The organism is Pseudomonas weihenstephanensis (assembly GCF_016812185.1).
Classification (GTDB): domain Bacteria; phylum Pseudomonadota; class Gammaproteobacteria; order Pseudomonadales; family Pseudomonadaceae; genus Aquipseudomonas; species Aquipseudomonas weihenstephanensis.
Genome location: NZ_JAAEBV010000001.1, coordinates 288,789 through 311,844, shown reverse-complemented (window position 1 = coordinate 311,844; position 23,056 = coordinate 288,789). Strand labels below are relative to the sequence as shown.

The window sequence follows — 23,056 nt, the reverse complement described above, 5'->3', positions numbered from 1 at the left end:
TTTTCGTCATCTTGTAAGGCGACGGAGTCAGCGATGTGTGGGCGTTATAGCTGTGGGCGTGATCTCGCGCCGAGAGTGGGGCTGTGACTGCGTTGACGGTCGGTGCGCAGGCGATCACCACGCCCGCACCGGCGCCCGCTGGCAGTGCAGCCTTTGGGTTGCGGATTTTTACCGGGCTGGTAGGCGTGTTGCTGGCGGTGCTGGTCTCAGGCTTTAACGAGAATGTGACCAAGGTCGCGATGCCGGACATTCGTGGTGCGATGGGCATCGGCTATGACGAAAGTACGTGGCTGCTGGCGGTGTATTCAGCCACCTCGATCAGTGCGATGGCTTTTGCGCCGTGGTGCGCGGCGACATTTTCACTGCGCCGTTTCACCCTCTGCGCCATCGGTGCATTTTTATTGCTGGGTCTGTTGTGCCCGTTCGCCCCCAATGTCGATGTATTGATGCTGCTGCGCACCTTGCAAGGCTTTGCCGGGGGCGCACTGCCGCCGATGTTGATGTCCGTGGCATTGCGTTTTTTGCCCCCGGGAATTCGGCTTTATGGGCTGGGCAGTTACGCACTGACCGCCACCTTTGGCCCCAGCTTCGGCACGCCGCTGTCGGCGTGGTGGGTGGAATATGCCGGATGGCAGTGGGCGTTCTGGCAAATTATTCCGCTGAGTCTTTTGGCGATGGGGTGCGTGGCCTGGGGCCTGCCGCAAGACCCGTTGCGTCTGGAACGTTTCAAGCAGTTTGACTGGCGCGGGCTGTTGCTGGGGTTGCCGGGGCTGATCATGTTGGTTCTGGGGCTGGAGCTGGGTCAGCGCCTGAACTGGTTTGAGTCGTCCATGATCCGCATTTTTATCGTCGCAGGCCTGGCGCTGCTGGTGCTGTTTTTTATCAACGAGTGGTCGCATCCGCTGCCGTTCTTCAAATTGCAATTGCTCAAGAATCGCAACCTGACACATGCCCTGATCACGTTGGGCGGGGTGCTGTTTGTGTTGCTGGCGCTGATCAAGATTCCCTCGGCTTATCTGGCGCAAATCCAGGGTTATCGGCCACTGCAAACCGCTCCGATGATGCTGTTGGTGGCCTTGCCGCAGTTGATCGCGCTGCCTTTGGTCGTCGCCTTGTGCAACCTGCGGCGGGTCGATTGCCGCTGGGTGTTGGCGGTTGGGCTGGCGTTGCTGGCGCTGGCGTGTGGCTTGGGTTCGCAGGTGACGTCGGTCTGGAGCCGGGAAAACTTTTATGTGCTGCAAGCGATTCAAATCATCGCTCAACCCATGGCCGTGATTCCGTTGCTGATGTTGGCCACGGGCAGCTTGCACCCCGCTGAGGGCCCCTTTGCCTCGGCCTGGTTCAACACAGTCAAAGGCTTTTCGGCGATGGCGGCGGGCAGCGTGCTGCAAGTGGTGACGCTAAATCGCGAGCATTTTCATTCGACGATGCTGGTGGATCGTGCGGGTAACTCACCGCTGGTGAGTGGCGATGCGGATTTGGCGCACCGCATCCATCAACAGGCGATGGTGCTGACCTCCTCGGACTTGTACCTGTGCATGGCCGTTTTGGCCGTGCTGTTGATCGTATTAATCCCTTTTGGCCCGACGCGGATTTACCCGCCACGGGCGCCGAGCTGAATCTGTAGTGGAGCAATGACATGAGTACAACGCACGGGCGCAAGCCCTGGCTGATGGCCGCACTGGGCCTGTTGAGCGTTCTGGTGCTGTATGGACTGTGGCGGCTGGTGTTCGCGGCCTCGCCGGTGCAAAGCACCAATGACGCCTTTGTGAGCGCGGACTTCACCTTGGTCGCGCCCAAAGTGGCAGGTTTCATTGACGAGGTGCTGGTGCAGGACAACCAGGCGGTCAAGGCGGGCCAGTTACTGGCCCGTATCGACCCCCAGGACTATGAAACGCAAGTACAAGCAGCCACGGCCGGCGTGGCCACGGCGCAGGCGCAGCAGGCCAATGCATTGGCCATGATGGAACGCCAGCGTTCCCTGATCGAGCAGGCCAATGCCACGGTGGACGCCGACCTTGCGCAGGTGGAGTTCGCCGCCCATGAGTTACAGCGCTATGAGCACCTGGCCGGGCAGGGCGCGGGTACGTTGCAAAACTCGCAGCAGGCCAAAAACCGCTCGCAAACCGCTCGCGCCTTGCTGGCTCAGCACAAGGCCGCGCTGGAAGCTGCGCGTCAGCAAACCCGTGTGCTGGTGGCGCAGCACACGGCCGCTCAAGCGTCGGTGCAGCACGCCCAGGCCTTGTTGGCCCGCGCCGAGCTGGATTTGTCGCACACTCGGTTGCTGGCGCCGTTTGACGGCATCGTCGGGCGCCGTAGCCTGCGGCTGGGGGCCTATGTCAAACCCGGCGACACACTGATGGCGGTGGTGCCGTTGGCGCAGGCTTATGTAGTGGCCAACTTCCTCGAGCATCAATTGACCCATATGCGCCCCGGTCAGCGGGTCACGATCAAGGTTGACACCTTCCCTGGCGAAACCCTACACGGCACCGTGGACAGCATTGCGCCTGCCACGGGCGTGACGTTCGCCGCCATCGCGCCGGACAACGCCACCGGTAACTTCACCAAAGTGGCTCAGCGGGTGCCGGTCAAGATCAGTCTGGATCACGACCAGCCCCTGGCTTATCAACTGCGCTTGGGCATGTCGGTGGACGCGGCTATCGATACGGCGTCGGACCAGCCGCAACAGGTGAGTGCGCGATGAAACACACTGCATGGGCCTGCGCAGTGGTCGGTTACTGCGCGTTAAACCTGAGTGGATGCGTGCTGGGGCCGGACTTTAAAACCCCGAATTCACCGCTTGCCCCGCACTGGGCAGCCACCCCGAGTGAACCCGGCCACAGCGCGGCGGTGCAAACGCCGGTCGATACACAGTGGTGGCATCGCTTTGGTGATGCGCAGCTCTCGGCCTTGGTCGCCGAGGCGCAACGTAACAACTTCGACCTGCAACGGGCGGCCAGCCGACTGGAGCAAAGCCTGGCACTGCGGCGTCAGATCACCGCCGACACGTTGCCCGCTGTCGACGCAGGGCTGGACTACAGTCGCAGCCGCAACAGCCGGCACGGTTTGAATGACCCCTCGGGACGCAGCGGCAAGCAGGCCTTCAACCTGTGGAAGGGCGGGCTGGGTTTCAGTTGGGAAGCTGACCTGTGGGGCCGGGTAAAACGTTCGGTGGAGGCCGCCGATGCGTCGGTACGCATGGCCGAGGAAGATCGACACGGCGTGCAGCTGTTGGTCATTCAACAGACGGCACAGCATTACATCCAATTGCGCGGCACCCAGCAGGCGCTGGCGGTGGTGGAGCAGAACCTGACCATTGCCCGGCGCACGCTGGCGTTGACGCAATTGCAAGTGCAGGAAGGTGTGGCCACGGACCTGCAAGTGTCTGAAGCGGCCGCGCAAGTCGCGGAAATGCAGGCGCGGCTGGCGCCCTTGCAGCAAAGCAGTGCGCAATTGATCAATGCCCTGAGCCTGTTGCTGGGCAGGGAACCGCGTGCCTTGCAGACGCAATTGGCGACACCGGCGCAGGTGCCGTCTTATCAAGCGCCAGTGCCCATCGGGTTACCCAGCGAACTGGCGCAGCGGCGCCCGGACATACGCCGTGCCGAGGCACAACTGCACGCAGCGACCGCTGCCATCGGCGTGGCCAAGGCGGACTTTTATCCGCGCATCACGTTGTCTGGCAGCCTCGGGTTGCAGGCCATGCAGCTGTCGGACCTGGGCAGTTGGGCGGCGCGCAGCTTTGCGTTTGGGCCTGGCCTGAGCGTGCCGCTCTTTGAAGGCGGACGCTTGCAGGGCGCTTTGCAGTTGCAAGAAGGGCGACAACAGGAAGCGGGCATCGGCTATCAGCAAACCGTGCTGCGGGCCTGGCACGAAGTGGACGATGCGCTGGTGGCGTATCAGGCCAGCCAGCGGCGCCGTGACAGCCTTGCGCAAGCGGTGCGCCACAGCCAGCGCGCGCTCGACAGCGTGCACCAGCAATACGCGCAGGGCACCGTGGATTTCCTGAACGTCATGACGGTGCAAAACGCACTGCTGGCCAACGAAGCTGCGTGGGTTGACAGCACGGTAGCGGTGTCGTTGTCGTTGGTTGACGTGTATGCCGCGCTGGGTGGCGGCTGGGAGGATGGATCGGTCAATGCACGGCGCTGATGCAGCAAGCAACTGCATCACAAGTTGAGGGACTGAAGCGCGGGTGCGCAGATTTGCTATGCTCGCGCCCCTGATCGCCGCGTCTGCTGAGGCGTGTCCTTTGAATATTGAGCGTATTTATGCCTGCTGATACTCAACCCTGCGGGGTGCGCTTTTCCCGTTCTGACTACCGAACCTTGGGATTGGCGGCTTTGGGCGGGGCGCTGGAAATCTACGATTTCATCATTTTCGTGTTTTTCGCCCTGACCCTCAGTCAGTTGTTTTTCCCGCCGGACATGCCTGAGTGGCTGCGCTTGTTGCAGAGCTTTGGCATCTTCGTCACCGGCTATCTGGCGCGGCCGCTGGGCGGGATCCTGATGGCGCACTTTGCTGACCATTTGGGCCGCAAGCGGGTCTTCAGCCTGAGTATTTTAATGATGGCGCTCCCGTGTCTGCTGATCGGGATCATGCCCACCTACGAAGACATCGGCTACTTCGCGCCCTTGATTCTATTGGCCTTGCGCATCCTGCAAGGTGCAGCGGTCGGTGGCGAGGTGCCCAGCGCCTGGGTGTTTGTGGCCGAGCACGCACCGGCGGGGCGTCGCGGGTATGCACTGGGCTTTTTGCAGGCCGGATTGACCTTTGGTTACTTGCTGGGTGCGTTGACTGCCACGGTGTTGGCGCAGTTGTTTACCCCGGCTGAAATCCTCGATTACGCCTGGCGTTATCCGTTTTTGCTGGGCGGCGTGTTTGGCGTGATAGGTGTATGGCTGCGCCGCTGGCTGAGCGAAACCCCTGTGTTTTTAGCGTTGCGTGAGCGCACAGAGGGCCGGGCCGAGTTCCCGTTGCGTACCGTGCTGCGCGATCATCGCAGTGCTTTGCTGCCGGCCGCGTTGCTGACCTGTGTGTTGACCAGTGCCGTGGTGGTGTTTGTGGTGATTACTCCCACCGTGATGCAGCAGCGGTTCGGGATGGACGCCAGCCACACGTTCGCCCTGAGCAGCGTGGGTATTGTGTTCTTGAACCTGGGCTGCGTGTTGGCCGGGCTGATCGTCGACCGCATAGGCGTGTGGCGCAGTATTGTGCTGTACAGCCTGCTGCTGCCGCTGGGCATTGGCCTGCTTTACGCCAGCCTGGTCGGGCAGTGGGCGCTGCCGGGGCTGGCGTACGCTTTTGCCGGCTTAACCTGTGGCATTGTCGGCGTGGTGCCGTCGGTGATGGTGGGGCTGTTTCCGGCGCCAATCCGGGTTTCGGGGATTTCCTTCACCTACAACATCGCTTATGCGCTGTGGGCCAGCACCACACCGCTGCTGCTGATCGCGCTGATGCCGTGGAGCCCGTGGGTGTGCGTGGTGTTTTGTGTGTTGATGGGCATGGTCGGGCTGCTCACCGCCCGCCGGTTCGGCTTTGCGCGGGGCAATCATGTCGAGCAGCGCCTGGTGGCCAAGGTGGACCTGTAGTGCAGGTTTACGCTTAGAGAAAACCTTAGCGCTCAGGCCCGCCGAGCGCTGTCATACCGATCAGTGCGGCGATCCGCATGAACATGGTTCAACGCACTGATGCGTTGCAAGGAGATTTCACGATGGTGTGCAACCTCACCCACTTTAGGTGCCAATTGACAGCATGCGACAACGGTGTGGGGGGGGTCATTGCAATTGCTCCTCAAGCAGGCGGTCGCTGTGGTCGATGAAGGGTGTTTCCAGTGTTGAGTCCAGCGTGCGGGTCATGATCCAGTAGACCGTGCTGGCGACCAGTAAGCCGATGAAAAAAGCCACGTCAGCCCCACCCAGCGCCTGAAGAGCAGGCCCTTGGTAAAACTCGAGTGACATGAAGGGAACCATTGCGATCAGTGCCGTGCAGTAGGCCACCAGGCCGGCTTTATTCCACAGGCCGTAGATACCCGACGGATTGAATATTTCACTGATGGCGTATCGGCCTTTGCGCACACCATAAAAATCGACCAAGTTAACGGCTGTCCAAGGCACGAGCAAATACAGCATCAGCAATACGAAGGTGTTGAAGCTACTCAGGTAACTCGACGGAATCGACAGGGTTATCAGAAACACCGCAGTAGAAATGATCAGAATGCCTGCGACGCGCACTTTGAGGCTCGGCGTGACCTTACGAAATCCGTCGATGGCACTGAGGCTGGTGAGCATGGCGCCATAACAGTTGATAGCCATAATGCCGATCAGTGACGGTACTGCTATCAGGACCGTCAAGGTGCCAAAGCCGGGGTAGAAGTGGTTGCCGACTTCGCGCACGCTGCCAATGGCATCCGGGACCGGCAGGGCAGAGGCGAGAAATGCGCCCAGCGCCATCAGCCATAGTGCAGAGCCTGCGGCACCCAGATAGGTCCAGAACACCACCTTCCCCGTCGGGGTGTCATGGGGCAGATAGCGCGAGTAATCGGACACATACACGGCATAACTGATTTGGTAACCGGCTGCGGCAGAGAGCTGGATCAGAAATGCGCTCCATGAAAAATGGGCGTTTGCCAAGGCTGCATCCATTTGCAATGTCATCAATGCACTGACAGTCAACACCCCGAACACTGAAATCATCACGTATGTCAGCCAGCGTTGCACAGTGTGCAGAAGATCATGCCCGATGATCGCCAGCAGTACGGCGACGAGAATCAGTAACAGATACCAAGGGGCGCGCAGGCCGGGCAGTACGGTATTGATGGCATCGGTGGCTAGGATAACGTTGAACACATTGAAGCCAATGTAGACACATACAACCGCTGCGAAGGGGACGATAGCGCCACGCAGACCGAATTGCGCTCGCGACTGGATCATTTGTGGCAGGCCCATGCGTGGCCCCTGATTGGCATGGAAGGCCATGAAAAAGGTCCCGAAACAGACACCTAATACAATGGCCAGTATTGAATAAAGTGTGCCCATGCCCAACGCAGGTCCGGTGAAGCCGGTGACCATAGTGGTCAACACGAAGTTACCTGTGAACCAAAATGGCGCTTGATGCCACACCTTGCCGTGGCGCTCGTTGCGCGGCACATAATCAATGGAGCGAACTTCAATTTTTGGGCGCGCAGGGGCAACTTGGTTGTCAATGCTCATTGAACATCCTCATCTTTTCTTATAGGTCTGTTTGCCGCTTGCACACAGCCGGTGTCGTTGACGCCGTGTGAGGTCGGGCAAGTGTTATTCATGGGGGCAACATATAAGAATAAAATATGAAAAATAATGACTTCACGTATTTCTGAGCGTTCTAGCTCGCCTGTCTATGGTTACTGATCTCCGCTGGTCGGCATGTAGGGTTTTTCTATTTGTTATGTAGGATAAGTTGAGCTTGACTGGTTTCAGGTGGCTGTTTGGGCTGCTCGCATAGTGTTTATGCCAACGGAATGTCATGAAATGTATGGAGTGCAGTTATGTCGTCAATCCCTACGCGTTCGCTTAAATCTCCGATTCTTGCCAATAAAGATGTCACCGCCTTGATTCCTGATTTTCCATTTCACTACGGTCAATATCTCGATGATGCGCAGGCTCAGGGCAGGCCTTTGTGTCAAATTGATCCGCTGCTGCACGGCACAAAGACGGTCCTGGTTGTAGGGGCGGGTGTGTGCGGGCTTGTCGCGGCCTATGAATTAATGAAAGTGGGCCTGCATCCGGTTGTCGTCGAGGCCACTGACAGAATTGGCGGGCGTTTACATTCGGTGCTGCAAGGTGACCCTGAAGATCCGGACGCGCAGGTGATCTGTGAGCTTGGAGCCATGCGCTTTCCTGTGTCCGGAAAGGCCCTGTTCCATTACTTCAACAAAGTTGGAATGACCCTCAATTCGGCCCCTTTTCCGAACCCCGGTTCTGATGCAGCGGTCAGTACTGTGGTTGATTTCAAGGGCACCACCAACTACTACGAAAATCAGAGCGGGGCCTTTCCCAAACCCGCTGAATACGTGCGGCTTGAAACTGAGTTTTTTGAAAATTTTGTGGGAGGAGAACCTTTTAACTTCGAAAGAATTGAAGCCGCCATGACGGAAGGGACAATTGATCAGGCCCTTATAAAACGGTTATGGAATGGCGTGCTTAAATTAGCGGACGGCAGAAGTTGGGATGATGTAAGTTTTTATGCGGCTTTGTTACAAGAGTCGGGGTGGAGCAAACAGGATATTGATTTGTTTGGACAAATCGGTTTCGGTACAGGCGGCTGGAACACTGACTACCCCAATAGCATTCTTGAAGTGCTGCGTGTGCTTTACACCGCGCTGGATGCAGACCACACATTAATGTATGACGGCTCTTCAGCCCTTCCGCAAAAACTGTGGTCAAGCACCGCACGTGACCTTGGGGATGCGTGCGTTGAATGGGCGAACGACAAAAGCGTTGAATCGCTCAGCAAAGCCGTGTTGGCAACCCCCTTCAACCAAGAGGTTCGGGATATAAAGCGCGAGGCTGATGGCGGTTTTTCGGTATTGATTCAAGACAACTCAACTGACGGCCAAGCGGGCTGGCACCCCTTTGATTTTGTTGTCTACACCCCGCATCTGCGGATTCTGGACAAGATGCGCTACGCCAATACCCCGCAGAGTCTTGACCCGGAACGTGCGTTGCTGCCGCCTGAAACGTGGGAGGCGATCATGTATACCCATTACATGCAGTCGGCGAAGATTTTTGCAGCCACGACCTCTGCGTTCTGGAACGAAACACCCCCCGAGGGAAGCCCGCGAAAAATGAGCGTCACGCTGTCAGACCGTTTGACACGTGGCACTTACCCTGTTGATTACGCCGGCAGCAGCGGCAAGCATAGGGGCAGTGGCATCTATTTGTCCTACACGTGGAATGATGACGCGCTGAAGTTTCTCGGTGACAGGGCATCGTTGTCGCATGCTCAATTGTGTACCACGTTGCTTGAGAGTATTTACCCGGACATCAAGCTGGATGAACATTTCAGCACGAGCAATGCCTTTATCGAATACAACTGGGAAGAGCAGCCTTTCCATTTGGGTGCCTTCAAGATGAACCTGCCGGGTCAGTATGAATACCAACGGCGTATTTTTTCCCAGTTTATGACGGGCGTTGCGCAAGGCGATCCTGATGGGTTTGTGTTGGCTGGCGATGATGTTTCATGGACGGGTGGCTGGGCCGAGGGAGCAGTGAGCAGTGCCATCAACGCGGTTAACAAAATCGCGGTATGTCTGGGCGGCGGCAGTTATGCGCAGTCGCCTGGTCCGGTCGAATCGTGGGAGGCGTTAAAACCCATTGAACTGAACAACTGATGTTAGCGGGGCGTCACAGTGATTGCTGGCTTTAATAGGAAGCATTACTATTCGCGCCCCGCCTTCATAGCCCAGTGCAATGACGCATAAACCGCCCCGTCGAACGGGCTTTTTTGACCATTACGAAGAGTTGATTGGCACCTGGACCCGCCGCCTGCGCAATCGCCAGCAGGCGCAGGACCTGGCCCATGACACCTTCGTGCGCGTGCTCGAATCCGACTCGGATGCAGTCGAGCAGCCGCGTGCCTATTTACATCAGACCGCCCGCAACATCGCGGTCGATGGTTTTCGCCGTGAAGAGCTACGCGACGCCAAGGAGCAGGCAGCCGTTCCCCCAAGTTCGTCCGAAACGGGCGACCCGGAGCAGTACATGCGCGCTATCCAGTTGGCTGAGTCGGTTGAGCGGGCATTGCAGGAGCTGCCACTCAATTGCCGCAAGGTTTTCGTCTGGCAGAAGATTGAAGGCTTGACCCAGGCCGAGATTGCCGAGCGCCTGGGGTTGAGCAAGAACATGGTGGAAAAGTATATGATCCGCACCCTGCGCCATCTGCGTGAACGCGTGGAGGCTCCGTGAAGAGGTCAGGTTGCCAGACAGGCTTGAACGGTTTACCGCCAGCCCCCGTAAGGATTCCATGATGGATACCCGTGACTGTAGCTGTGATAGCGCAAGCGTGCGTGACGCCGCAGCCACCTGGTTTGCGCGTGCTCAAGGGCAGGCCATGAGTGCCGCACAGCAGCTGGAATTGGCCGCATGGCGGGCGCAGCACCCCAGCCATGAAGCGGAATACCAATGGCTGCTGAACCTGTGGTCGGCCACCGACGCATTGCCCAAGGCGCGCTTGCAGGCGTTGTGTGAGCCGCCCGCAGCGCCGCTCAAACGTCGTTCGGTGGTGCGTTACGGGCTGGCGGCCAGCCTGGTTGCCATCGCCGCAGGCGCTGGGGTATGGGGTTATCAGCACACATCGGCGGGGTATCAAGCCCAATTCGCTACCGCCCTTGGCGAGCGGCGCAGCGTGACGTTACCCGATGGCACAAACCTTGAGCTCAATAGCCGCAGCCGCTTACGCGTCAACTTTGAACGTCGCCAGCGCCATGTTGAGCTGGAACAGGGGGAGGCCATGTTCAGTGTGGCCCACGACAGCGATCGACCTTTTGTCGTGCAGGCTGGGCCGGGGCAAGTAACGGTCACTGGTACGCGCTTTGATGTACGCCGTGAGGGTGATCAAACCCAAGTGGTCGTCGAGTCGGGCCATGTGCAGGTGCAAGGGGCTGACGCAAACGCGCAGGTCAATTTGACGGCGGGTCTGGGCACCTACGTCACGGGGCAAGGGCAGGTGGCAGCGGCGTATGCGGTGAATGCCCAGGCGCTGACTGCCTGGCGCAAAGGGCAGTTGGTGTTTGGCGATGCCACCCTGCAAGAAGTAGCGGCCCAGGTATCGCGCTATCGCCAGAAGCCGTTACGTGTGAGCAACCCGGCGCTGGCGCAATTGCGCCTGTCGAGTGTGTTCAAAGTGGATGACACCGATGCGCTGCTCATAGCCTTGCCCAAAATTCTGCCGGTGGTTATCCAGACCCACACCGATGGCAGTCAGGAAATAATTGCACGATAGATTCAGGTTTTTTTCGAGTTCTTCGTCTTCTTGAACAACTGAGACTGGTTTGCATTAACAGTCGCACTCAAGATGCGATCAATAGGGCAAGACTCGACGTGAAAAACAATAATTCCCGTGGACGATTTTCTTCGTTCAACTCAGCTCTGAGTACTCCACTTTCCTCCCCCCGAGCGCGGTGGCTGCCCTTGGCGCTGGCCCTGGCGGTCAGTGCAGCGGGGCCTGCCGCGTTTGCCAATGAGTCTGCGTCGAGCGCCATTCACATTCAGGCCCAACCGTTGGGCGCAGCCTTGAGCCAGTTGGCACAACAGACCGCCTTGCAAGTGTTTTTCAGCCCACAGCTGGTGGCTGGCAAACACGCACCGGCGGTCAACGGCAACCTGTCACCTGAACAGGCACTGAGCGAGTTGCTGCAAGGCAGTGGCCTGAGTTACGCGTTGAGCGGCGATGTGGTGACGCTGCGCGAAGCGCCTGTGAGCAGCGCATCAGTAGGCAGCGGCACACTGGAACTGGCACCGCTGGATGTAAAAGTGGTGGGTAACTGGCTCGGCGATGCTAACGAATCAGTGGTGCAAAACCATCCGGGTGCGCGCACCGTGGTGCGCCGCGAAGCGATGGTCGAGCAGGGCGCAATGAATGTGCGCGATGTGCTCAAAGGCATCCCCGGCGTGCAGGTGCAAGATTCCAACGGCACCGGTGGCAGCGATATTTCCTTGAACGTGGGGGTGCGCGGTCTCACCTCGCGCTTGTCGCCGCGCTCCACGGTATTGATTGACGGCATTCCGGCAGCGTTCGCGCCCTACGGTCAGCCGCAGTTGTCGATGGCGCCGATTTCGGCGGGCAATCTGGACAGCATTGATGTGGTGCGTGGCGCCGGTTCGGTGCGTTACGGGCCGCAGAACGTGGGCGGTGTGATCAACTTTGTGACTCGCGCCATTCCCGAGACGTTCCAGGGTGAAGTCGGCACCACGCTTGAAACCTCCGAGCGCGGCGGTTGGAAGCACATGGAAACGGCCTTTTTGGGCGGCACGGCAGACAACGGCATCGGTGCCGCGCTGTTGTACTCCGGCGTCAAGGGCGATGGTTACCGCGCGCGCAATAATGACAACGACATTGACGACGTGTTGCTCAAAACCCACTGGGCCCCGACCGATCAAGACGATTTCAGCCTCAATTTTCACTATTACGATGCGACCGCTGACATGCCCGGCGGTCTGACGCACAAGCAATTTGATGCCGACCCGTATCAGTCAGTGCGCGACTATGACGGTTTCAGCGGACGGCGCAAGGACGTGTCCTTCAAGTACCTGCGCCAGATTGACGATCAGACCCAGTTTGAAGTGCTGACCTATTACACCGACAGTTTTCGTGGCAGCAACATTGCCTCGCGCAACCTTGAAACGCTGGCCTCGTATCCGCGCAACTATCACACCTACGGCATCGAACCGCGGCTGTCCCATGTGTTTACGCTGGGGCCGGTTACGCAGGAAGTCGGAGTCGGTTATCGCTACCTCAAAGAAGCCATGCATGAGCAGGCCAGCCAACTTCAGTTGGTCAACAACGTGCCCGTGGTGGGGCCAAAAGGCGACGGACATGTGTATCAGGACCGTACCGGTGGCACGGAGGCTAACTCGTTCTACATCGACGACAAAATTGATGTAGGTAACTGGACCGTGACCCCCGGCATTCGCTTTGAGCGCATCAGTACGCAATGGCACGACCGCCCGGTGCTGGACGCCAAAGGCAAGCCGGTGCAGGAAAAGAACCGCAGCATCGACAGCAACGAAGCGTTACCGGCGTTGAGCGTGATGTACCACCTCTCGGACGCCTGGAAGCTGTTTGCCAACTACGAAACCTCGTTTGGCAGCTTGCAGTATTTCCAGTTGGGGCAGGGCGGCACCGGCGATCAGACCGCCGCCGGTTTGCGACCTGAAAAAGCCAAGACCTATGAGTTGGGCACGCGCTATGACAATGGCGTGTGGGGCGGTGAAGTCACGTTGTTCTACATCGACTTTGCCGATGAACTGCAATACATCAGCAACGACATCGGCTGGACCAACCTGGGCGCGACCAAACACCAAGGGCTGGAAACCTCGATTCACTACGACTTGGCAAGCCTGGACCCGCGCCTTGACGGCTTGACCGCCAATGCAGGTTTTACCTACACCAAGGCCACTTCTGAAGGCGACATTTTGAACTTCAAAGGCCGTGACTTGCCGTTGTATTCGCGCCAAGTGGTCAACCTGGGGCTGCGTTACGCGGTCAATCGCTGGACCTACAACGTGGACATGTTTGCCCAGTCCAAGCAGCGCGCACCGGGAACGGGCGGGGTGTACATCACTGAGCCGACCGCAGACGGCCAGTACGGCGACATTCATGGTTATGCAACGTGGACCACGCGCGTGGGCTATGACTTCGGGCCAGAAGCGTCAAACCTGAAAGTCGGAGCGGGGATCAAAAACCTGTTCAACCAGGAGTACTTCACCCGTTCCAGCGACAACAACTCAGGGTTGTACCTGGGTGAACCGCGTACGTTCTTCGTGCAGGCCAGCGTCGGTTTTTAACCCGCCGAGTGCCGGGTAGCGCAGGCGCTGACCAGCCGTGCGCGGTAGCGATCGTCAGCGCCTACGGGGGATGTGCAGTTAAACCCGCAAAATGCGTCCGCTGATGGCCACGGCCATCAGCAGGGCGGTGATCAACAGGAACGCGGCACTCAAGCTGCTGGCATGCGCGATAAAGCCGATAGCGGCCGGGCCTGCCAGAATGCCTGCGTAACCCAGGGTCGTGATGGCCGGCACGGCAATGTGCTCGGGCATCACGGTTTGCTTGCCCACGGCGGAGTACAGCACCGGCACAATGTTTGAACATCCCGCCCCGACCAGTGCATAACCGAGCAGCGCCACTTCCCAGCCCGGCGCCAGCGTGGCCAGCCCCATCCCCAGCGCGGCGAATAATCCGCCCATCACAATCACGCGTGTCGGCCCCAGGCGCTTGACCACAGTGTCACCGAACAAGCGCCCGGCAGTCATGGTCAAGGCAAACGCCGCGTAGCCAAGCCCGGCATAGGCATCGCCCATGCTTTTTTCAGTGGTTAAAAACACCGCGCTCCAGTCGAGCATCGCGCCTTCGGCCAAAAACACGATAAAGCACAGTGCACCGATAAACAGCACCACGCCGTGGGGGATGGCAAAGGCGGGGCCGCTGCTTTCACTGCCATAAGGCAGCAGGTGCGGGGCGGCTTTGGCCAGTGCGCCGAGGATGAGCACAATCACCACTGCAATCGCCCACAGTGGCGACAAACCCAGCGCGAGCAAAGCGCTGACCCCCGCAGCACCGGCAATCCCGCCGACACTGAACAGGCCATGAAAGCCCGACATCATGTTGCGCCCACTGGCGCGCTCGACGATGACGGCTTGCAGGTTGACCGTGGAGTCGACCCCGCCCAGCCCGGCACCAAAAATAAACAGCGTGGCAATCAATAAGGGAATACTGCTGGCGGTGGCCAGCAGCGGCAAGGCCAGACAAATCAGCAGCGTGCCGCCAATGGTGACTTTGCGACAGCCAAACCGCGTGGCCAGCAGGCCCGCAATCGGCATCGCCAGAATCGAGCCTGCGCCCAGGCACAACAGCAACAGCCCAAGCGTGGCCTCATCCAGCCCGGCACGGGCTTTGGCATAAGGCACCAACGGTGCCCAGGCGGCCAGACCGAACCCGGCAATAAAGAAGGCAATGCGGGTCGAGCTCTGTTCGAGCCGGCCCGGCACAAAGGGCTTTTGGGTGTTGGCGGCAGTCATGGGCTTCCTTGTCGTTCGAGGGTGCTGTTCGCGGTGATGTTCGAAGAGAATGTGCGGGGGGGGAGACTCTCTGTAGTCGCTGCCGCAGGCTGCGATGGACAGTATCGCAGCCTGCGGCAGCGACTACAGATCAAGGGTTAAACCTGTAACAAGCGCTCGCGCAGTTTGCCAATTTCGTCGCGCATTTGTGCCGCCGCTTCGAACTCCAGATCGCGGGCCAGTGCGTACATTTTTTCTTCCAGCTGGCGAATGCGTTTGCTGATTTCGCTCGGTGAACGCAGTTCGTTTTCGTACTTGGCGTTTTCTTCGGCGGCCTTGGCCATGCCTTTGCGCTTCTTGCTGCGCGAACCCGGCACGGTGGCGCCTTCCATAATGTCGGCCACGTCCTTGAACACGCCTTTTGGCGTAATGCCATTGGCCAGGTTGAAGGCGATCTGTTTTTCCCGGCGTCGTTCGGTTTCGCCGATTGCGCGTTCCATCGACCCGGTGATGCGGTCCGCGTACAAAATCGCCCGGCCATTGAGGTTACGTGCGGCTCGGCCAATGGTCTGGATCAGTGAGCGTTCGGAGCGCAAGAAACCTTCCTTGTCAGCGTCAAGAATGGCTACCAGTGACACTTCTGGCATGTCCAGACCTTCGCGCAGCAAGTTGATGCCCACCAGCACGTCAAACACTCCCAGGCGCAAGTCGCGGATGATTTCGACCCGCTCCACGGTGTCGATGTCGGAGTGCAGATAGCGCACGCGCACGCCGTGGTCGGCCAGGTAATCGCTCAGGTCTTCAGACATGCGTTTGGTCAAGGTGGTGACCAATACCCGCTCGCCCAGCGCGACACGTTTACCGATCTCTGACAGCAGGTCGTCGACTTGGGTCAGCGCCGGACGGATTTCAATTTGCGGGTCTACCAGGCCGGTGGGGCGCACCACTTGTTCAACCACCCGACCAGCGTGCTCGGCCTCGTAGTTGCCGGGGGTGGCGGAGACGAAAATGGTTTGCGGGCTGATGCGTTCCCATTCGTCGAAACGCATGGGCCGGTTATCCAGCGCCGAAGGCAGGCGGAAGCCGTATTCCACCAACGTTTCCTTGCGTGAACGGTCGCCTTTATACATCGCACCGACTTGCGGCACGCTGACGTGGGATTCATCAATCACCAGCAGCGCATCGGCCGGCAGGTAGTCAAACAGGGTGGGCGGTGCGGCACCCGAGTCGCGGCCCGAGAGGTAGCGCGAGTAGTTTTCGATGCCGTTGCAGTAGCCCAGCTCCATGATCATTTCCAGATCGAAGCGGGTGCGCTGCTCCAGTCGTTGGGCTTCCACCAGTTTGTTGTTGGCGCGCAGGTAATCGAGGCGCTCCTTGAGTTCCACTTTGATGCCCTCCACCGCATCGAGCAGGGTTTCGCGTGGTGTGACGTAGTGGCTCTTGGGGTAGAAGGTGAAGCGTGGCATTTTGCGAATCACTTCGCCGGTCAGCGGGTCGAACGCACTGATGCTTTCGACTTCATCGTCGAACAGTTCGATGCGCACGGCTTCCAGGTCGGACTCGGCCGGATAAATGTCGATCACATCGCCGCGTACACGGAAGGTGGCACGGGCAAAATCCATGTCGTTACGGGTGTATTGCAGGTCAGCCAAACGGCGCAGCAGTTCGCGCTGGTCGAGTTTGTCGCCGCGATCGATGTGCAACACCATCTTCAAATACGTTTCGGGGCTGCCCAAGCCGTAGATGCACGACACCGTGGTGACGATGATCGCGTCTTTGCGCTCCAGCAGCGCTTTGGTCGCCGAAAGTCGCATCTGCTCAATATGGTCGTTGATCGACGCATCCTTCTCGATGAACGTATCGGAGGAGGGCACATAGGCTTCGGGCTGGTAGTAGTCGTAATAGGAGACGAAGTATTCGACCGCGTTATTGGGGAAGAACGACTTGAACTCGCCATACAGCTGCGCGGCCAGGGTTTTGTTTGGCGCGAGCACCAATGTGGGACGATTTACGTGCGCGATCACATTGGCAATGCTGAAGGTCTTGCCCGACCCGGTTACCCCGAGCAGGGTCTGGTGCGACAAACCGGCCTCGATGCCTTCGATCAATTGGCGAATGGCTTCGGGTTGGTCGCCTGCCGGCTCAAAGCGGGTAACGAGCTGAAAATCGGACATATCTGACCTCTGGTTGCGCGTCTATAAAGGCATGGACCTCAGAGTCGCGAGAAAGACTGCACACGACGCAAGCCGCAGGAAAAAACAGGATACGGGTAAATATGGTGCTGGTGGCCGACTGTTTCAAGGCGTGCGTCTGACGCGGCTATTTGGATCAAGATTGCAATTAGACCAGTGGCCGGTAAATAAACTGAAATACTTGGGCAAATCCGGGAATCGGCTGTTGCCCGAATCCTGATCGCGCTTATACTTGCTCCCCGTTTGTGCACCGCTCTAGTGCAATCGGCTGGAGCGTTGTCACCCCCTCCATTCCTTATTCAGAGCCGCCGTAATAATGAGCCTGTTCTCCGCTGTCGAAATGGCACCCCGCGATCCTATCCTGGGCCTCAACGAAGCATTCAACGCCGATACCCGTACCAGCAAAGTGAATCTGGGGGTCGGTGTTTACTGCAACGAAGAGGGACGAATTCCGCTCTTGCGTGCCGTTATTGAAGCCGAGACGATTCGCGTTGCCCAGCATGCCTCGCGCGGTTACTTGCCCATTGATGGTATTGCGGCTTACGACCAGGCGGTTCAAACGCTGCTGTTTGGCGCCGAGTCGCCTTTACTGGCTGCTGGCCGTGTCATCACCACCCAAGCGGTTGGCGGCACCGGCGCGCTGAAAATCGGCGCAGACTTCCTCAAGCAACTGCAACCCGGTGCTGTGGTCGCGATCAGCGATCCAAGCTGGGAAAACCATCGCGCCCTGTTTGAAACCGCAGGCTTCCCGGTCCACAACTATCGTTATTACGATGCCGCGACCCACGATGTAAATCGTGCGGGCATGCTCGAAGACCTGAACGCGTTGCCAGCCGGTTCTATCGTTGTGCTGCACGCCTGCTGCCACAACCCGACCGGCGTTGACCTGACCCCGGCCGACTGGCAGAACGTACTGGACGTGGTAAAGGCCAAAGGGCTGATCCCGTTCCTGGACATGGCATATCAGGGCTTTGGCGATGGCATCGCAGAAGACGCCTCGGCCGTGCGTCTGTTTGCCGAATCGGGCTTGAGCTTCTTTGTATCCAGCTCGTTCTCCAAGTCGTTCTCGCTGTACGGCGAGCGTGTGGGTGCACTGTCGATCATCACGCAATCGAAAGACGAGAGCGCGCGCGTACTGTCTCAGGTCAAGCGTGTGATCCGCACCAACTATTCCAACCCGCCCACTCACGGCGCAAGCATTGTGGCTGCGGTGCTCAACAACCCGCAATTGCGCGCGATGTGGGAACAAGAACTGGCCGAAATGCGCCTGCGTATTCGTGGCATGCGCCTGCAAATGGTCGAGCTGCTGGCCAAAAAAGCCCCTGAGCATGATTTCAGCTTTGTAGCGCGTCAGCGCGGCATGTTCTCGTACTCGGGCCTGAGCGTTGAGCAAGTGACGCGCTTGCGTGCCGAGTTCGGTATTTACGCGCTCGACACCGGCCGAATCTGCGTGGCTTCGTTGAATCAGCGCAACATTGAAGCCGTTACCGATGCGATTGTTCAGGTCATCTGAATAATCCACAGAGAGGTCATCCAAAGTGTTGACTTCTCTTTTTATATCAGTAAGATAGACGCCATTCCGCGATAGCTCAGTTGGTAGAGCAAATGACTGTTAATCATTGGGTCCCTGGTTCGAGTCCAGGTCGTGGAGCCAGATACAAAAAAAGCCGCTAGCAATAGCGGCTTTTTTTTGCCCGCGATTTGTCGAGCGGGTGGGGTGCCTCTTCGGTTGTCTGTTCTCAAGCCTTGCTGCCGTCTGCCGATAAACCGGGCGGCGGCCCCGTGCCCAGAATAAATGGAGTGTCGCTCAGGCTTTTCTGAGCGTTAAGGAGAGCACCTTGAAACGCATAGGTTGTGTGGTTGGTTTGACCGTTATGTTGTCAGGCTGCGGTGTTTACAGCGACGTCAAGATTTCGATGGCCCGTGATGCTTTGCGCCAGGAGTGCATGGGCAACTTCACGAACAGTTGTGTGAGTAAAACCATCGACTACAACATCATGCTGCTGGAGCAAGTCAAAGCCGGGTGGCTGGCTCAAGATGACGCCTTGGTCGAGTCGTTGGGCAAAGAGGCTGGCCCGCTCTGGACTGACCTGGTTGAGCAAAGAACCGAGCAATTGATCGACACGTTGGAGTCGGTGCGCCCCGGGTTTTTCTCACGCTGGTTTCTGGGTGACGCCCAACCGTTTAGCGGCAAAGGCATGATGGAATTCTCGGAGCAGGACCTTAAAGAGATGCAAGGCGCGCTGATGGCCGAGTTCGTGGCCAAGGGCAAAAAGCAGGGCCTTAGCCTGACGGAAAAAGGTGCGGCCAAGTACGCGCCAACGGCTGATGCAACTGCGCCGGTAATCGCTGCGCCCACCGTTGCCGCACCTGTCGCCGGTCAGGTCGATCATGTGCTGCAAATGGCAATCGAGGAGCTGACCTCTACGCTCACCACTCAGGACGGTGGCGCTGAGTACACCGAAGGTCGCCAGGTGATTTACATGGACCTCAATGGCGACGGCCAGCCGGATGCGGTGGTGCTGTTTACGATTGAGGGGCAAGGTGGCGGCAATGGCTCTTTCCAGAGCCTGGCGGGTTTTTACCACTCGGGTGCGGGCTGGGAGTATCAGGGGCATTCGGCAGTGTCAGGCGCTGCGACCGATATCACGCCGGGTGGTGTGCAGCGTGTCTCTGTAACGACACTGAGCAGTGGGCCGGATGACCCTCGTTGCTGCCCGAGCATTGAAACCGTTGAAAGTTACAGCTGGAATGGGCGTGGTTTTGAACTCAAGCAAGGTTAAAACACGGCCCGACCTAAACGCCGCCACATCCACAGGGTTTGGCGGCTTTTTTTTGAGCTGGGCAGTCAGTCGCTTACTGGGCTGGCGTGTCTTGCAGTGCTTTTTGCAATTGCTCAGCGCTGGTGAAGGTGTGTTGTGACACCACTGTGTTGTCTTGCAGTTGCAGCCACAGCACTTGGTCTTCTGCGCCGGGGTACTGAGCGGCAATGCTGCCATCACGGTCAAGCACTACGCGGTAGGTGTATTTTTGCATGGCTGGAATGGCAAACCATTTGCCGATCAGCGAAGGCATGCCATGCACATCGGCCAGAAACACCGCATTGCGCGCTTCCAGATAGCCTTTGGGTTGGTCTTTGAGCGCCGCTTTGACCAGCTTGGCGCCATCCATGTTGCGCGCCACCAGCAGAATGCGGGTTTGCTCGTTCAGGGTGTAGGGCTGATCGTATTGGTCGTTCAGCGTCCAGGGCGTCAACGACTCACCGATGTCAGCTGCCTGGGCTAGCATGGAGAGCGCGCTTAGCAGCAGCACAAATACAATTTTCACCGTTCAATCCCTCTGTTCATCAATGTTGACTCAGATCGCTAACGGCCGATGGCCATGAGTCGCAGCGCGGCATGTTAGCCCGCAAGCCCGCGCAGTAGAACCTGAGACTCGGTCGTGTTGTGTCTAATGTGTGACAAAGAGTGAGAGCTTGCCTGATGGCTTTGTCGGGCAGTTTTTTTGTGCCTGACTTATCATCGTCGGCGATTCAACGATTAATGGCAGTACTCAGGGTAAAGGCGTTATGACTGACTGGCTTCAACACGATGGCGCAATGGTTGGGCGAATCAGACAGTATGATTGGGCCAGCACGCCGCTTGGCCCGCTGGCTGAGTGGCCGGACGTGTTGAAAACCAGCGTGGCATTGATGTTGGCCTCACATTTTCCGCAGTCAATTGTGTGGGGCGAGGATTTGATCACCCTCTACAACGATGCTTTTGTGCCCATTCTTGGGAGTAAGCCTGAGGCGCTGGGCCGACCGTTCAATGAGGTCTGGAAAGAAGCCTGGAGTGAAATCAGCGCAATCGCCGACGCTGCATTTGCCGGTGAAGCGACGTATATCGAAAACTTCCCGCTGATGATTGAGCGCAGCCAGCAGCCTGAGCGGGCGTATTTCACCTTTTGCTACAGCCCGATCCGCGATTCGCATGGCGCGGTCGTCGGCATGCTGGATACGGTGACCGAAACCACTGCCACGGTGTATATGACGCAGCGTCTGGCTGTGCTGGACGGCATTGGCCATGCGGTGGCCAACGCCACAGATGCGCAGGAGATCCTGGCCACGACCATGCAGATGCTGGCGCAGCATTTACACGTCACGCACTGTGCGTATGCCGAAATGGAAGCGGACCAGGATGCCTTCTTTATTCGCGACAACTGGCTGTCAGAGGGCGCCACAACCATCGTCGGCCAGTACAGTCTGGCTGATTTTGGTCAGCAGGCCGCCTCTCAATTGCAGGCGGGTAAGCCGCTGGTCATCAATGACGTGGTGAAAGAGTTTTCGGCGCAAGATGCTGCCAGTTTTACCGCGCTGGGCGTGAAAGCGACGATCTGTTTGCCTTTAATCAAGGGTGGGCGCTTAACCGCTTTAATGACCATTCATGATCGGTCACCCCGTCAGTGGTCAGCCCATGAGTTGGCGTTGTTGCGTGAGGTGACGGAGCGTTCGTGGGCGCATATCGAGCGCGCCAGGGCTGACGCTTTGGTGCGCGAGGGGTTGCTTGAGCTGGCGCAGCTCAATACCACACTGGAGGAGCGGGTGCAGGAGCGCAGCGCGCGTTTGCTCCAGATCGAAGCGGCCCTGCATCAGTCGCAAAAGCTTGAAGCGATCTGTCAGCTCACCGGAGGCGTGGCTCACGACTTCAATAACCTGTTGACGATCATTCGCTCCTCTGTGGATTTTCTACGCATGCCGCACCTCTCGGATGAGCGCCGGGCGCGCTACGTAAATGCGGTGTCTGACACGGTTGAGCGCGCCAGTAAGCTGACCAGTCAGCTATTGGCGTTTGCCCGTCGCCAGCCGCTGAACCCGCAGGTGTTTGATGCCGGTCAGCGTATCCAGAACATCGGCGACATACTGGACACCATGACCGGCGCGCGGATCAAGGTGGTGGTCGACTTGCCGCAAGGGGCCTGTTACATCCGCGCGGACGGCAGTCAGTTTGAAACGGCGCTGATCAATATGGCGCTCAACGCGCGTGATGCCATGGCGGGGCAAGGCACGTTGGTGCTTCGTCTCACCGAAAGCGCCGCATTGCCGACGATCCGCGGGCATGCAGGCTCCAACGAGCGTTTCGTGGCCATTTCATTGGCGGACACCGGCTGCGGCATGTCGAGCCGGATGCTGAGCCAAATCTTCGAGCCGTTTTTTACCACCAAAGCAGTGGGCAAGGGCACCGGGCTGGGTTTGTCGCAGGTCTTCGGGTTTGCCAAGCAATCGGGCGGCAACGTTGACGTCACGAGCGTGATCGACCAGGGCACGGTCTTTACGCTGTACCTGCCGCTGGCCGATGCAGATGATCGCAGCGAACGTGAGCATGAGGCGGGCGCACCTGCCTTGTTGACGCATCCCGAAAACAAGCCCCGGGTGTTGATTGTTGAAGACAACCTGGAAGTGGGGCATTTCGCGAGCCAGATCTTGCAGGATCTTGGTTACGAGACGGCTTGGGCCACCCATGCCGAAGAGGCTTTGCGCATGGTCGGGCCTGATGCGATGACATTTGATGCAGTGTTTTCTGATGTGGTGATGCCCGGCATGACGGGTGTGGCGATGGCCAAGGAGCTGCGCAAGCGGCGACAGGATCTGCCGATCATTTTGGCGTCCGGTTACAGCGAAGAGCTGGCGCTGAGTGGCTACGAGGGCTTCGAGTTTTTGCCTAAACCCTACTCAATCGAACAAATTTCACGGCTTTTAGAAAAGATAACCTTCAAAGGCTGACTCCATTTTTATCGGCGCCCCAGATGTACGAAAAGTACTTCAAACTTGTAATCCCTATCTTCATCCGTTATAGCTAAAAAGGAATCCATAACCCAATAAGAGGCTAACCAAGCCCGATGCATGAGACCACACGTATCTTTGACTCTCCAGGCCTTCATCCTGCGCAACGCAGCGATGGAACAAGGCCCTCCCGTCATTCGGCGCTGCCTGTGTTAGTGACCACTTTTTGTCATTCGCTGGCCACGCGTTTTCACCTGCCACCTACTTCGTTGCGTGACGCCCTTGTAACAGGCAAACGCTGCCGCGCGGTGCCTCCACCTTCAGTTTGATCGCCTGAATTTTTACCCTGC

The 23,056-nt window shown here is 58.3% G+C and carries 15 protein-coding genes and 1 tRNA gene; 12 read left to right on the top strand and 4 right to left on the bottom strand.

Features of this window, described 5'->3' with window-relative positions:
- Positions 1 to 92: 92 nt before the first annotated feature.
- The 4 genes from GYN01_RS01375 (at position 93) to GYN01_RS01360 (ending at position 5,591) form a co-directional block, all read left to right on the top strand.
- Positions 93 to 1,619 (top strand): MFS transporter, encoded by a 1,527-nt coding sequence (locus tag GYN01_RS01375; RefSeq protein ID WP_238936096.1) that lies wholly within the window; start codon positions 93 to 95, stop codon positions 1,617 to 1,619.
- A 20-nt stretch (positions 1,620 to 1,639) separates the two neighbouring features.
- Positions 1,640 to 2,704, top strand: a complete 1,065-nt coding sequence (locus tag GYN01_RS01370) for an HlyD family secretion protein (protein WP_048365696.1) — start codon at positions 1,640 to 1,642, stop codon at positions 2,702 to 2,704.
- Positions 2,701 to 4,152 (top strand): efflux transporter outer membrane subunit, encoded by a 1,452-nt coding sequence (locus GYN01_RS01365; protein ID WP_203306485.1) that lies wholly within the window; start codon positions 2,701 to 2,703, stop codon positions 4,150 to 4,152. The genes GYN01_RS01370 and GYN01_RS01365 overlap by 4 nt, the downstream gene beginning before the upstream one ends.
- A 119-nt stretch (positions 4,153 to 4,271) precedes the next feature.
- Positions 4,272 to 5,591, top strand: a complete 1,320-nt coding sequence (locus GYN01_RS01360; protein WP_203306484.1) for an MFS transporter — start codon at positions 4,272 to 4,274, stop codon at positions 5,589 to 5,591.
- A gap of 186 nt (positions 5,592 to 5,777) precedes the next feature.
- On the opposite strand, the gene GYN01_RS01355 is transcribed toward GYN01_RS01360, so the two are convergent.
- Complete coding sequence (locus GYN01_RS01355; protein ID WP_420850373.1) at positions 5,778 to 7,205, bottom strand: purine-cytosine permease family protein; 1,428 nt, start codon at positions 7,203 to 7,205, stop codon at positions 5,778 to 5,780.
- 320 nt (positions 7,206 to 7,525) lie between these two features.
- Between GYN01_RS01355 and GYN01_RS01350 the strand changes: the two genes are divergently transcribed.
- The 4 genes from GYN01_RS01350 to GYN01_RS01335 all read left to right on the top strand — a co-directional run bounded on the left by GYN01_RS01350 (position 7,526) and on the right by GYN01_RS01335 (position 13,544).
- A complete protein-coding gene (locus tag GYN01_RS01350) occupies positions 7,526 to 9,370 on the top strand; it encodes a flavin monoamine oxidase family protein (protein WP_048399353.1) in 1,845 nt (614 codons plus the stop codon).
- A 79-nt stretch (positions 9,371 to 9,449) separates the two neighbouring features.
- Positions 9,450 to 9,944 (top strand): sigma-70 family RNA polymerase sigma factor, encoded by a 495-nt coding sequence (locus GYN01_RS01345; RefSeq protein ID WP_048365701.1) that lies wholly within the window; start codon positions 9,450 to 9,452, stop codon positions 9,942 to 9,944.
- 58 nt (positions 9,945 to 10,002) lie between these two features.
- Complete coding sequence (locus GYN01_RS01340; protein ID WP_203306483.1) at positions 10,003 to 10,980, top strand: FecR family protein; 978 nt, start codon at positions 10,003 to 10,005, stop codon at positions 10,978 to 10,980.
- 146 nt (positions 10,981 to 11,126) lie between these two features.
- Positions 11,127 to 13,544 (top strand): TonB-dependent siderophore receptor, encoded by a 2,418-nt coding sequence (locus GYN01_RS01335; protein WP_203306782.1) that lies wholly within the window; start codon positions 11,127 to 11,129, stop codon positions 13,542 to 13,544.
- Positions 13,545 to 13,622: 78 nt separating this feature from the next.
- Here the strand turns inward: GYN01_RS01335 and GYN01_RS01330 are convergent, their stop codons facing one another.
- Positions 13,623 to 14,774, bottom strand: a complete 1,152-nt coding sequence (locus tag GYN01_RS01330) for an MFS transporter (RefSeq protein WP_048365351.1) — start codon at positions 14,772 to 14,774, stop codon at positions 13,623 to 13,625.
- A 137-nt stretch (positions 14,775 to 14,911) separates the two neighbouring features.
- Positions 14,912 to 16,927 carry an excinuclease ABC subunit UvrB gene (gene uvrB / locus GYN01_RS01325; RefSeq protein WP_048365352.1) on the bottom strand — a complete coding sequence of 672 codons (2,016 nt, stop codon included), beginning with the start codon at positions 16,925 to 16,927 and terminating at the stop codon, positions 14,912 to 14,914.
- Between the two features lie 334 nt (positions 16,928 to 17,261).
- Between uvrB and GYN01_RS01320 the strand changes: the two genes are divergently transcribed.
- From GYN01_RS01320 to GYN01_RS01310, 3 genes are all read left to right on the top strand, one after another.
- On the top strand, positions 17,262 to 18,458 hold the full coding sequence (locus GYN01_RS01320; RefSeq protein ID WP_203306482.1) for an amino acid aminotransferase: 1,197 nt from the start codon (positions 17,262 to 17,264) through the stop codon (positions 18,456 to 18,458).
- A gap of 65 nt (positions 18,459 to 18,523) precedes the next feature.
- Positions 18,524 to 18,599 (top strand) — tRNA-Asn (locus tag GYN01_RS01315).
- A gap of 184 nt (positions 18,600 to 18,783) precedes the next feature.
- Positions 18,784 to 19,728, top strand: coding sequence for a hypothetical protein (locus tag GYN01_RS01310; protein ID WP_053221305.1), 945 nt, complete (start codon positions 18,784 to 18,786; stop codon positions 19,726 to 19,728).
- 73 nt (positions 19,729 to 19,801) lie between these two features.
- Here the strand turns inward: GYN01_RS01310 and GYN01_RS01305 are convergent, their stop codons facing one another.
- Positions 19,802 to 20,272: an FAD/FMN-containing dehydrogenase gene (locus GYN01_RS01305; RefSeq protein WP_203306481.1), complete on the bottom strand. Its 471-nt coding sequence runs from the start codon at positions 20,270 to 20,272 to the stop codon at positions 19,802 to 19,804.
- A gap of 241 nt (positions 20,273 to 20,513) precedes the next feature.
- Here GYN01_RS01305 and GYN01_RS01300 point away from each other — a divergent pair, with 241 nt between their 5' ends.
- Positions 20,514 to 22,706, top strand: a complete 2,193-nt coding sequence (locus GYN01_RS01300) for a GAF domain-containing protein (protein WP_203306480.1) — start codon at positions 20,514 to 20,516, stop codon at positions 22,704 to 22,706.
- The last annotated feature ends 350 nt before the right edge of the window (positions 22,707 to 23,056 follow it).

Bases quoted from the DNA above. Each gene is read 5' to 3' on its own strand.
- GYN01_RS01300 (WP_203306480.1), top strand. From the start codon at position 20,514: ATGACTGACTGGCTTCAACACGATGGCGCAATGGTTGGGCGAATCAGA.
- GYN01_RS01330 (WP_048365351.1), bottom strand. From the start codon at position 14,774: ATGACTGCCGCCAACACCCAAAAGCCCTTTGTGCCGGGCCGGCTCGAA.
- uvrB (WP_048365352.1), bottom strand. From the start codon at position 16,927: ATGTCCGATTTTCAGCTCGTTACCCGCTTTGAGCCGGCAGGCGACCAA.
- GYN01_RS01360 (WP_203306484.1), top strand. From the start codon at position 4,272: ATGCCTGCTGATACTCAACCCTGCGGGGTGCGCTTTTCCCGTTCTGAC.
- GYN01_RS01350 (WP_048399353.1), top strand. From the start codon at position 7,526: ATGTCGTCAATCCCTACGCGTTCGCTTAAATCTCCGATTCTTGCCAAT.
- GYN01_RS01370 (WP_048365696.1), top strand. From the start codon at position 1,640: ATGAGTACAACGCACGGGCGCAAGCCCTGGCTGATGGCCGCACTGGGC.
- GYN01_RS01365 (WP_203306485.1), top strand. From the start codon at position 2,701: ATGAAACACACTGCATGGGCCTGCGCAGTGGTCGGTTACTGCGCGTTA.
- GYN01_RS01340 (WP_203306483.1), top strand. From the start codon at position 10,003: ATGATGGATACCCGTGACTGTAGCTGTGATAGCGCAAGCGTGCGTGAC.
- GYN01_RS01320 (WP_203306482.1), top strand. From the start codon at position 17,262: ATGAGCCTGTTCTCCGCTGTCGAAATGGCACCCCGCGATCCTATCCTG.
- GYN01_RS01345 (WP_048365701.1), top strand. From the start codon at position 9,450: ATGACGCATAAACCGCCCCGTCGAACGGGCTTTTTTGACCATTACGAA.